This is a genomic window from Neptunicella plasticusilytica, assembly GCF_047922965.1.
Classification (GTDB): Bacteria; Pseudomonadota; Gammaproteobacteria; order Enterobacterales; family Alteromonadaceae; genus Neptunicella; species Neptunicella plasticusilytica.
Window position 1 is genome coordinate 877712 of record NZ_CP150481.1, and the last position, 12760, is coordinate 890471.

The window sequence follows — 12760 nt, forward strand, 5'->3', positions numbered from 1 at the left end:
CTCCTTAATCTGGTTTGTGGTGCTGGCAAGCTGCCTCGTTTTTATTCTTCTGCCTGTTTCAGCAACTGGGCAATAAATTCAAGTGACTGGTTGAATATTTGCGGATGGGTCGGTTTTAGGCTGTGTCCACCACCAGCCAGTTCGTGATATTCGTAGTGTATTCCTAGCGCTTGATAGGCTTTAGCCAGATCCCGGCTCATTTGAACAGGAACAATCTTGTCTGCATCGCCATGCGCGATAAAAATGGGTGGATCATTTTTATCCAGATAGGTAATGGGCATGGCGGCCCGGGCAATGTTCGGGATTTCTTTGGGGTTGCCACCTAAAAAAAGTGCCATAGAAGACCAGTTTATACTGAAGTCGGACAGAAAATTGGTGGTTGGGCCGGAAAAATTCACTACTGCAAAAACCGATGAATCCACATCTGTCCACAATCCGTGCTGGTTAAAACTGTCATCATTGCCTGTTGTGCCAAGCATGGTTGCCAGATGACCTCCGGCCGATGCACCGATGGCAATAATCCTGTCAGGATCAATCGCGTATTGTTGGTGATGGACCTTGAGAAAGCGGATCCCGGCTTTGACATCCTCAACCTGGGCCGGAAACTGGTAGTCAGGAGCCAGGCGATACATGAGAGACACGCCTACATAGCCCTGTTTGGCAAAGCTGATGATTTTACCGGCAAATTTGTTTTTGTTGCCTTTACGCCAGGCACCGCCATGAATGGCCACCAGAGCCGGTCGTGGTTTTGAGTTGACTACGGCAGGCAAAGCAATCTCCATACTCAGTGTCACTCCGTCAATCTTGCCAATAGGCACATCATGTAAGTAACTGACACCTTTGGGTAACTTGGGCGTGATAAAGCTCGCCGGGTCTGCCGCGAATGCCATGCCGGCGTAGCCGAATAACAGTAAAAGCGTAAAGGGTTTTAGCATGTTTTATTCCCATATTTGTTGGTAACAATATCAATAGCAACAACATTTATAACACATAAATAACATTGGTCAATTCAGTGAGTAATATTGGTAAAGCCAAATATTAATAATTGGTTGACAATTGTGTGTCTAATTGTTTAATTTAAACAATGTTACCCCAGAGTTAATTAGGTTGGTGGAGTGTGCGGTGCTTTGTCAGCGAATGATAGGCGGGGTTATTTAGCAGTAATTTATTTGTGGAGAAAGCGATATGAATATGAAAGGCAAAGTGGCAATAGTGGCGGGTGGCGGCCGAGATATAGGTCGAGCTTGTGCTATTGAACTGGCAGAGCGAGGGGCAAAAGTTGTACTGACTTATCATTCCAGTAAAGACACCGCAATCAGTGCAGTCGAGCAGATTAAAAAAATAGGAGGCCAGGCCATTGCATTGCAAGCTGATTTAACCCTACAGGATAACGTTGATAAAACTGTTCAGACAGCATTAGATGAATTTGGTCAGATAGATTGTTTGATTCACGTATCTGGTGGCCTGCTGAAGCGGGTCAAAATTGCCGAAATGGCTCTCAGTCATTGGCACAATGTGATGGACGTCAATCTGACTTCGTTATTTTTGATGAGTCGTGCCTGTATTCCTCATCTGACAAGTGGTGCCAGCATCGTCACCTTTGCGTCCCAGGCCGGTCGTGATGGCGGTGGGCCGGGGGCCGCCGCGTATGCCACCTCAAAGGGAGCCATAATGACCTTCACCCGTGGCCTGGCCAAAGAGTTAGGGCCGGATATTCGGGTTAATAGCCTGTGTCCCGGCATGATCAGTACCGGTTTTCACGATACTTTCACCACCGATGAAGTGCGTGGCAAAGTGGCAGCGGGTACTGCGCTGAAGCGTGAGGGTAATTCCGAGGAAGTGGCCAAACTGGTCGGTTTCCTGGCATCTGATGAATCGTCCTATATGACAGGTAACTGCATCGATATTAACGGCGGCATTCTGTTTTCGTAAATTATTCTCCCATCCCTCAATTATCTTTGTTAAGCCATGCAGCGCATGGCTTTTTTATGCTCCGTTCTTTACCTTGTTAAGGTTAAATCAGCTATCTGTTTATTTTGACTGCGCAGTGGACAGCCAAGCCGCGCTGTTATGCTAACTGCCCAGAGCGATACAAATCGGGACTCACAAGTAATAAACCCGGCGGAAATCCAAGTAACCTGATGTGTTGGTCTCGTCCCTGATTCGGCATCCAAGCGTAAGCCATGTGCCATGATTGAACTGAAACCAACAATCAAAACGGGAGAAGATCATCACATCAGGTTAATGCTAATTGTTGAGAGGCAGTTTATGTTCGACTAACAGCATAGCTTGGCACGACAATCGCGAAAGGCATAAAAAAACACCGGGTAATGTATTATCACCCGGTGTTTCATGTTGGCTATAAGGTTTAATTAAACTTGTAGCGGGCACTCAGGTAGTAGGTGGTACCGAAAACCTGATAGTCACGGAAGCTATTCATTACCGGCATATAGTCAACCCTGGGCTCGTCAGTGACGTTAATCGCGTCAAGCTGCAACTTGAGCTTGGGTGACACCCGGTAGGTGGCTCTCAAGTTAAGCGTGTTCACATTGGGTACGTAGCGTAATTGGGAATTACCGCCTACGAAGGCCTGGAAGTAGTGTTGTCGGTAATTGTAAATTCCCTGGAAGTTGAAATCACCAATCTGATAGAACAACTGGGCTGACAAACTGTGTTTTGCCGCACCAGACAGTCCGGCCGGTGCAATCAGCCCTTGCGCTACTTCACCCGTTTCCGGGTTATATTGATCGCCTAACAGGATATCTTCTGTTTCATAATCGGTATCGGCGTAGTTATAGCCTATCTTGGTGCCGAGCCCGTTAAAGGGCGCGGGTAACCAGTCAAAGGTATTGGCAATACTGATTTCGACACCAAACAGGCTGGACGTCTCGTCGGTGGACTGGTCGGTCTGAACCGGCACCGTGACAGACTGACCGTCAATCACAAAGGTCTCGTCTTCGACTACAGGGATCACGCCCCCTTCAAATTTTTTGTAGTAGGTGGCAATACTTAATAAGGTATCTTCATTCGGATACCATTCCAGCGACAGATCGTAGTTCCAGGCGCGTAACGGTTCCAGTTCAGGGCTGCCTTCGGCGGTCACACTGCTGATAGCTTCTTCAATCGAGGTAAAGCCGTTTTCGTCAGAGTTGGTGCGGAAGTTTCTGCCGGCCCCAAATGCGCTGGGATCGGGGCGGGCCAGTGCACGATAAATTGCGCCGCGCAACAACAGATCGTCGCGGATTTCGTATATACCGTTGACACTGGGTAGCACATCAAAGGTGTCATGTTTATAGGTGATATTGTCATAGCTGCTACCGTCGGCCACCACATTAAATGCCCCGTTGTCCCCCACAGGTTGGATGGTAAGCGCGGTTTTCAAACCTGTCGATTCCACCACGGTTTTAACAAAACGGACACCGAAGTTACCGCGTAATGATTTATCACCCAGCAAAACATCATAATTAGCCATCACATAACCGGCATAGGTTTTTTCGGTTACATCGACATTGGCCGGATCGATAAGCAATTCATCAGGAACCTCCAGATCTTGTGCGCCGGTGTATTGTTCAAATAAACACAAAGTATCAAAGGTGGCAAACTCGGTAATATTGGCACCGTCAGCGCCGCTTAAGAAGTCTTCTTGCGGAAATTCGGTGCGACAAGCCTGATTCGCCATACGATCGACTTCCGGATCAGTTTGAGTATAGATAACCCGGGTAAAGGTATCGTTATAATCCAGCTGCGAGATGCGCACTCCGGCTTTAACCGTATCCAGCCAGCCTTCTCCTATCAAATAGGTACCGTCAAACGCCATGGCTTTAACAGTATAATTTGATTCGGTTTCATCACGTAATAACTGGGCGTCATCAGCGTAAAGATCATGGTTGGTGACATCAAAGCGTTCATCAACAGTGATCAGCGGGACATCCTTACCACCGGTATTATCCCAGGTGTAATACACTTCGCCGCCCCAGGTAGAAGGGAAGTCCGCCTTTTGCGGTAACGGATTGCCGAAAATATCTACCGTATCGGAGCGCAGTCTTGAGCGTCTGCGCATGTCGTTTCTGACAGTATCAGAATAGGCAAAATCCAGATCCAGTTTCAGACGATCGGTGGCTTCGTATGCGGCATGGATGCGACCGCCTTTGTAGTCTTCATTACGAATAAAATAATCGCCGTCTGCCGACATCGGGCTGGTACCCTCGAAATATTGCAAGGCTCCATTTTCATCCACCTGAATATTGGGACCTATACGTCGTGCATCGGCAAAAATCAGGTCATGGCGATCTTCGGTATATTCGCGTAGAGATATCTGGGTATCCGCGCTGATCTCCAGCCGGTCGTTAGGCTGCCACTGCATACCCAAAAAGATCGCGTCGCGGGTATCTTCTTCACCTTGCTGTCTAATCCCGAATGAGTTGGGCACCAGATAAAACGGGTTATCAGCATTTTCGCTACCGGGGGTGATGGCGTCATTGGTACAACGCTGGAAACGACCTCTTCTGGCATCGCTGTTACTGGTATCCCCCAATGACGCTGGAATCACTGTCTGGTCACAGGCTGACCAGGTCGAACTGCCGTACATTCTGTCTTGCGGGTTGGTGGTGGAGTTGCGTTGCAAGCCCACAGAAATACCAATATCACCTAAATTGTCAGTCGAGAACTGGTCGATATAGGACAGAGTACCTCGTAAACCAATGGCGTCGCCAAACTCCATTCGATCGGCATATTCGTTGTAGCTTCCCTTGATTTCACCCTGGATTAACTGGCGATTATAGTCCAGTGGCTTAACCGTACCGATATCGATAATGCCAGAAATACCCCCTTCGATTAAATCGGCCTGTTGGGATTTATACACCGTTACCCGATTAATGACTTCGGACGGGAACTGACTAAAGTTGACCGAACGATCGCCACTGCCGTTCGACGCTTGCCCGCCGTTAAAGGTGGTGGCGCCCAAAAACGGCCCCAAGCCACGAATGGCGATTTCTGAACCGCCGCCTTTACCCCTGTGTCCGCCTGCACCAGTGATGGTTTCCAGTACCTCACTCAGCGACAAGGCGGGCAGATCGCCGATATCCTCTGCTGATATGGCATCAACGATGGCATTGTTGGTGCGTTTGGTATCAATAGAGCTGCGTACTACTTTTCTGAAACCTGTTACCAGAATAACTTCAGTTTCATCATCTTTGGCAGCGGTAGCGTTATTTTCTTGGTCGCTCTTTGTGGTGGTTGGTTGCTGTGCTTCGGTCTGCTGTGGATCTGCTTTTACCGATACACTGGTCAGTCCAATTGGCATCATTGCCCCGGCAAGCATAATGGCTCTTATCGTACGGCTAAGTGGTGTCATTTGTGCAAACATTTCTAATTATCCCCTAGTCTTTATTTTTAACATGAACGCAACTTAATTAACATAATTGACAATATAAACCGAATTGTCAACAATGTTGTATGTCCAATATATATAAATTGGTAAACCAATTTTATGTCAGGATGATTCCATCGTTTACAAATACCCGGAACGGTGCCGGTTTTAGCGCCGTTGTGATTTTTTGAGCAAGTACAGGGGGAGAAATGAATAATAATCAAAAGGGCCTAACTACAGCGACCAACTGGCGCCGATACGCAATACTGCTGTTATCAATCTTGGCAGGGATCGGTAATGTCCAGGCTCAGGTGAATCAGTTTGCCGCAGTGTTTGCCGACAATATGTTGCTACAACGTGACCAACCACTATCGGTGTGGGGAAGCGCTCAACCCGATAGTAAATTAACTGTGACGATTGGGGATGTTGAGGGAGCAACACAAGCAGATGCGCAAGGATATTGGTCACTGACATTCCCTGCTAACGATTTACCGGATGCATTTGATATCAGCGTTAAAGACGAACAGGGCAACGGGCAAACTTTATCCAATGTGGTTTATGGCGATCTGTGGTTATGTTCGGGTCAGTCCAATATGGATCTGAAAGTGCGTAAGGCGGCTTATCCGGACAGAACCGCCAAAGAAGCCAACCTGCATGATATTCGCATTATGAAGGTGGGCCGCCAATCCACCGCCAAAACCGGCGCTAAACTGCAAGTCGAAATACCCTGGTCACAGGCTAACCAGCAAAGTTTGCCGGAATTTTCGTCTATTTGCTGGGAAATGGCGCTAGAAATGCAAAAGCATACTCAGCGTCCATTGGGTCTGGTGCAGGCAGCGTGGGGAGGGACCACTATTGAGGACTGGATTAGCCCACAAGGGCTGCGTGATGCCGGGGAACAACAATCAATACTGACGCTGCTTGAGCTTTATGCCAGCAATCAGCAACAGGCCACACAGCAGGTATTACAGGATACCAAACAATGGGCGTCCAAATTTGATCAGGGAATAACCGCTTCTACTCCCTGGTATACCGACAAGCTGGATGAGGAGCAGTGGCAGAATATTTCCATGCCGGTGGTTTGGGAACGCAGCGATATTGAAGAGCTGTCCAATTTCAATGGCGTAATCTGGTTCCGTAAACATTTTGAGGTGCAACGCGGTCTGGCAAAGCAGGAAGTGGAGCTGCGTCTGGGTCGCATTAATGAACGCGATACAGTCTGGATCAACGGTCAACATATTGCCGATACCCTTGAGGCCAGTACCGATCGGATTTATACCATTTTTGCCGGCGTATTACGTCCCGGGGAAAATACCCTTGCGATACGGGCCATTGATGAGCGTGGTTCCGGCGGTTTTAGTGCCTACCCGGGGCGTTTCGGGTTACGTTGGGATGGTAAGGAGTTGGTGTCATTAAACGGCATGTGGCAATACCGTATTTCGGCGGATATTCGCGATATTGATACGCCACCTGTGGTTCCCTGGTCTGTTCCGCGTGGATTTACCACCTTATATAACGGCATGATTGCCCCGTTAGGCCCACTAACCCTGAAGGGGGTCGCCTGGTATCAGGGTGAATCCAATACCGGCTTCGATAAACGTTATGCCAAATTATTACCCGCGATGATCAAGGACTGGCGCAAACAGTTTAACGCTCCTCAATTGCCGTTTGTGGTGGCGCAGCTGCCAGTATTCGGCCAATACAAAACGGATATTGTCGCGTCCAAATGGGCTGAATTGCGCGGTGCCCAACAACATACCGCGCAATCTGATCCCAAAGTGGGTATGGCTGTGTTGCTGGATCGCGGTTTACCCAACGATATCCATCCGTCGCATAAAAAAGAGCCTGGACGACGTATGGCGATCGAGGCGCTGCGGGTTGCCTATAACGATGCCAGCCAACCCGTTTCTCCCTACCCGCAGAGTATCCAGCGCAGCGGTAAGGACATTCTGGTCAACTATCCGCCAAATAGCGGTGACTTGCAGCTATTTGGCGGCTCGGTGGCGATCGGATTTCAGCTTTGTCGCGACAACAGCCATTGTGTTTTCAAGCCGGGGCAGGTTGAGGGACATAGAGTTCGCCTTGTAGATGTGAATACTGACGCAACCAGGGTCAAATATGCCTGGGAAGACAGTCCGATTGTCAATCTGTTCGGCCAGGGTGACTTGCCCGCCGCTCCCTTTAATCTTGTCATTGAATAATCACAACCAATCAATATTGCCCGTTCTGAACAAGGACGGGCGTCTCGTTATATACAAACCAGAGGTGATAAAATGAAAACCTTGTTATCAACAATATGCCTGTTGGGTGCTGTCGCCCAGGCTAATGCCATGGATATCTATTACCCCTTTACCGACGCCAGTTTTGGCGACGGTACTGTCGATACCCTGGAGGAAATGGATTTGTGGTTGCAGCAACATTACAGCAGCGGTGACGTAACAGTCTATATTGCCCCAGGGACTTATCAGGACGCCACTAGCTGGAATTTTGGCGCGGGCAATAATCAGTTAACCATTACCGCAGAGGATCAAAATAATCCGCCGCTATTTGATGGCTGCCTGAATGGCACCTGTATTAGCGGCGCCGGTAACGGTTATTTTCTTCGAATTGAGCCGCAGTATTCGGCCACACCTGATTTAAACCGGGTCGCGCTGCAACATATTAAAGTGCGTAATTATGTTAACGGTGTGTATGTATGGCGTACCGATAATGCCGACATTAGCCACAATCAGTTTGACAACATCGGTTCTGCATTTAACCAGAATATAGTGCTAAAAACCGACGGGAGTCGCCGTTACAACGGCTATGCGGCTATTCATGCCAATCAGGTCAACAATTTACTGGTTGAATCGAATACTGTCAGTCAGGCGTACAATGATGACCGGCCGCTATTAATGCATGCCGTTTATCTGGTGAGCAGTCACGATGTGAGTGTTTCCTATAACCAGATTGACATGATCTCGGGCGATCCAATCCGCATCCGTAATGCAAGCGATGATATTAGCTTGAATTACAATGTGATTAACGACAGTGGCCAGGCGGCGATCTCCACTTTTGAAGATGCCGGCAACGAATGCCCGAGCGGCCTGATATCGGCCAGTTTTAACCAGTTTGGTATGGTTTTTCCTTACCAGGCAATATACAGCCAGAGTGGTTTTGAAACGGGTTGGGCAAACAAATCCTATCTGCATGAAGGTTTAAGCCATAATCGGGGATTCAAGATTACCGTCGATCCACAGTTATCCCCCGCTAGCTGTCTGTACCATAATATCACAAGCAAAGCGGATGTTTTCGATAGCCAGCACAATGCGATACAAGCTACGGCTAATGATCCCCGAATACTGGCTGCCAGCACCGATGTCGAGCTGGCCGGTGGCGGGCAATATGTGCGGATTCTGTCTGGCGGTGAATTGGTACTGGATACTAATCAACACTTTATCGGTTGCAGCTCCTCAACAGAGGACACTTGTGACAACAACGGTACCAGCACAGTCAATGATGATAGTGACTGGCTCAATGCTGATGATCCGTCGGTTGAATATAATCTGATCCTGCATGTTAAGTCAGGCAGCGTAGACAAGAACATGCAGCTCAGCGGCGCCGGATTGTTAAATTATGGTTTTGTGATACCGGCCAATCTGAATGGTGACTGGTTTGACTATGTGTTGCCACAACGGATTAGTTTTGCTGATCGCAGCGAAGCGCTACTGACATTCAAGGCGATTAACAGCGGACCCTTCGTCCAGTCTATCCGCTTTGAACAGTACCAGCCTTAAGCAGGGTAAGTGATGTTGTGCTTGAGAACTAGCCGGTGATTAAACCGGCTAATGTTCAGGGCGTTATTTTGACGAAGCTGGCAGTATATGGGTGAGGGAATACAAACCTCTGGTTTCGATCGTCTGTTTACGTACTTCTTCCAGTGCTTGTTTCTCGCTGGCTTCAAATAATGCGTTGATAAGACGATTAAAATGCTGATGCATGGTAGCGCGCGCCTGCTGGGTGTCGTGCTTTTTCAGCGCATTGTAAATAGCGGTATGTTCGGCCAGCCGCATGCTGGCGCTTTGGCTGCATACGCCTTTATAAGCAGCCTGAACTTCCGGGCTGGTATCGCGAATTTTCCACAAATTTTCTACCGCCATGGAGATGGCGTTATTGCGGGTAGCTGTAGAAATAATTAAATGGAATTCACGATCTGCGGCTTCCGAATCTATATCTTTGTCCATCGCGATTAAGGTTTTATTCAGCCGTTCCAGCTCAATATCCGTGATAGTGGATGCCGCTAACGCTGCAGCTTCTCCTTCCACCAACGCGCGGGCCTGAGTCAGCTCAAAAGCACTGACTTTACGTTCATCATGGCTTTTGGTCTGGGCATTTTCGATAACATACACGCCGGAGCCGGTTTTAACTTCGACCCGCCCCCTGACTTCCAGCGCGATAATCGCCTCCCTGATAGTGGGGCGGCTAACATCGTAGGTTTCTGCCAGTTCCCTTTCCGGTGGCAAACGACTGCCCACAGGATATTGTCCTGAGTCTATTATTCGCTCTATTTTTTCGACTATATTCCAGAATAATCGGCGATTTTTCATTTCTGCTCCTTACAGATCACCACTCGGGCCATGGGATAACATTTATTCACCCACGCCCAATGGCTCTCATTATACTCTAATAGATTGACTCACCGAACAACTGTTGTTGTTATAACACTTTTTTTTATAAGGTCAAATTGGTAAAGTTTTCAAAAATCATTATTGGTATTACCAAATTTGATATATTGGTAATAACTAATATGGGTATTTTATAAATATTGGTTTGACATCTTGGTCTATACCTGGTTACATTGTGTTAACTAAACAGGTGTGTATGCCGAGAGTTGGAACAATGTTGGCCATAACAAAACAAAACAAGATTACCCGTTGTAAAGGTATTCTGGCGAACCCCGCATTACTGCAAGCCCTAAAGTTGCCGGCTGGTTCTGCAACAGTAAACCGCTTCCTGTCTGTCCGTGCTAACCGGATAGCAAAACACGGGAAAAGAGTGGAGCTCCACATAACCGCACTTATGCTGGAGCTTTGTTTTTCCCGCGCTTATCAAAGTTACATTTCTGCATTCAAGCTTTACGACTCTATAAGCCGCAATTTTTTAGCTTATAGCTTGTTAATGGTGATGCTGATAACCAGCCATGCCACATGGGGCAAAGACTGGATGGTGAAAGATCAGAAGCAGTTTAAACAGGCGGTAAAGCAACTCCAGCCCGGTGATAGCGTGACGCTGGCTGATGGTACCTGGACTGACTTTGACATGGTTTTTAAGGCGACGGGTACAGCAGACAAACCCGTTAGCCTGCGCGCCCAAACCGCAGGCAAGGTGATATTGTCAGGACAATCCAGCTTACGACTTGCCGGTCAGTATTTGCTGGTGTCCGGACTGGTGTTTAAAAACGGCTATTCACCTATTGGCGAGGTGATTTCATTCCGGCGCAACAGTCAGGATTTAGCCTTCCACAGCCGTGTGACCGAAGTGGTAATTGATAATTACAATAATCCGAATAAATTTGATGAAGACAAATGGGTGGTGATGTACGGCCAATATAACCGTTTCGATCATAGTCATCTGGTAGGTAAAAAGAATGCTGGTGTCACCATGGCGGTGAGGCTGGATTCAACCCTGAGTCAGCAAAATCACCACCGCATTGATCATAACTATTTTGGCCCCAGACCGGTTCTTGGTTCAAACGGTGGGGAAACCTTGCGTATCGGCACCAGCAAATATTCGCTGTCGGACTCTTTTACTCTGGTTGAAAACAACTACTTTGATCGCTGTAATGGCGAAGTGGAGATTATCTCCAACAAATCGGGCAAAAACACCTATCGGAACAATGTGTTTTTTGAGTCGCGCGGCACCTTAACCTTGCGACATGGCAACGGTAATCTGGTCGAAAATAATGTGTTTTTGGGTAATGGCCAGGATCATACCGGCGGGATCCGCATTATTAACCGCGATCAAATTGTACGTAATAACTATCTTGAAGGCTTGACCGGTTACCGTTTTGGCAGTGGTCTAACCGTGATGAACGGTGTACCTAACTCTAAAATCAATCGCTATCATCAGGTCAGGAATGCGCTGATTGAGCATAACAGTCTGATCAATGTGGACAACATTCAATTAGCCGCAGGCAGCGATCAGGAACGTACTGCAACGCCAGTAGACAGCAGCATGCGTCTTAACCTGATTGTCAACCAGTCAGGCTCGGACGGCATCACCCTGTTTGATGATGTCAGCGGTATCCAGTTTTCTGATAACCTGCTGCATAAGGTTGCCAAACCGACCATCAAAAGCGGCTTTGACAGCGCCAATATTGACATGCAGAGAGCTGCCAACGGATTGCTCTACCCAGTGGATAAACAATATCGCCACTGGGGGGCTTCTACTGATCTGCAACCGATAGACAAAAATCAGACCGGGGTAAGCTGGTACCCTAAAACCGAACCTGTTATTGCCTTTGATTCTGGCCAGTCTCATCAGGTTTTGGCCGATGAAGGGGCATTAGCTGCCGCTATCGAACGGGCCCAAAGCGGTGACATACTCGTGTTGGCGGCCGGGCAGTACCATATCAGCAAGATACTGCCAATCAACAAGGTATTGACCTTGCGTGCAGACAAGCCGGGAAAGGTGGATATTTATTTTCATCGCTCGACCCTGTTCGATATACAGGATGACGGCAGCCTAAAATTGTCCGGTTTAACCGTTAACGGCCAGTATGCACCGGATGCCGCCGGTAACAAGGTGGTTCGCACATCAACGTTACCGATGATCCAGAATTATCGCCTGGTGGTTGAAGATTGCCTGATTGAAAACCTTAACATTAATCACTCGTTTCATTTTCTGGATGCCGGCAAGCGCAGTTTTGCCGACAGGATCAGCCTTAAAGACAACGTATTTAATCATATCAGTGGTGATATTTTGCGACTGAATAAAGAAACCGATGATCTGGGTATTTATAACGCCGAGTATGTCACTCTTACCGATAACCAGTTTGACGATGTGGGCGGGGCGCTGATTAAGCTGTATCGCGGCGGTACCGATGAAAGTACTTTTGGACCTCATTATCTGATGCAGGGTAATGCGTTGCGCAACATAGGTGGTAGCCGCCGCAATAAACAGCAAGCATCGGTATGGCTACATGGTGTACAGGTTAGCCGTATCGACAACAACCAGTTCTATAATAGCCAACCCGTGGTGATCCAGCATACTGTTGGAGAGCCACAAACTTATGTTCAGCATAATCTGTTTGCAGATACCGCGGCACCCGATGTTCAGGAGCTGGTCAATATAGGTGCGATGACGGCTTATTTGTCGGACAACCAGATCATTGAATCTCATCAGCAGTAAGGA

Annotated in this window: 7 protein-coding genes; 4 read left to right on the plus strand and 3 right to left on the minus strand. The window is 48.0% G+C overall.

Going from position 1 to position 12760, the window contains the following annotated elements; genetic code table 11:
- Positions 1-41 precede the first annotated feature (41 nt).
- Entirely contained in the window at positions 42-935 is an 894-nt protein-coding gene (locus tag V1467_RS03855) for an alpha/beta hydrolase fold domain-containing protein (RefSeq protein ID WP_416307488.1), read from the minus strand.
- Between the two features lie 250 nt (positions 936-1185).
- Here V1467_RS03855 and V1467_RS03860 point away from each other — a divergent pair, with 250 nt between their 5' ends.
- Entirely contained in the window at positions 1186-1932 is a 747-nt protein-coding gene (locus V1467_RS03860) for an SDR family NAD(P)-dependent oxidoreductase (protein WP_416307489.1), read from the plus strand.
- A 436-nt stretch (positions 1933-2368) separates the two neighbouring features.
- On the opposite strand, the gene V1467_RS03865 is transcribed toward V1467_RS03860, so the two are convergent.
- Positions 2369-5365, minus strand: a complete 2997-nt coding sequence (locus tag V1467_RS03865; RefSeq protein ID WP_416307490.1) for a TonB-dependent receptor — start codon at positions 5363-5365, stop codon at positions 2369-2371.
- A gap of 212 nt (positions 5366-5577) precedes the next feature.
- Between V1467_RS03865 and V1467_RS03870 the strand changes: the two genes are divergently transcribed.
- Positions 5578-7569 (plus strand): sialate O-acetylesterase, encoded by a 1992-nt coding sequence (locus V1467_RS03870; protein ID WP_416307491.1) that lies wholly within the window; start codon positions 5578-5580, stop codon positions 7567-7569.
- Positions 7570-7641: 72 nt separating this feature from the next.
- Entirely contained in the window at positions 7642-9144 is a 1503-nt protein-coding gene (locus V1467_RS03875) for a right-handed parallel beta-helix repeat-containing protein (RefSeq protein ID WP_416307492.1), read from the plus strand.
- Between the two features lie 63 nt (positions 9145-9207).
- On the opposite strand, the gene V1467_RS03880 is transcribed toward V1467_RS03875, so the two are convergent.
- Positions 9208-9954: a FadR/GntR family transcriptional regulator gene (locus V1467_RS03880; RefSeq protein WP_416307493.1), complete on the minus strand. Its 747-nt coding sequence runs from the start codon at positions 9952-9954 to the stop codon at positions 9208-9210.
- Positions 9955-10525: 571 nt separating this feature from the next.
- On the opposite strand from V1467_RS03880, the gene V1467_RS03885 reads away from it, so the two are divergent.
- Positions 10526-12757, plus strand: coding sequence for a chondroitinase-B domain-containing protein (locus V1467_RS03885; RefSeq protein ID WP_416308642.1), 2232 nt, complete (start codon positions 10526-10528; stop codon positions 12755-12757).
- Positions 12758-12760 lie beyond the last annotated feature (3 nt).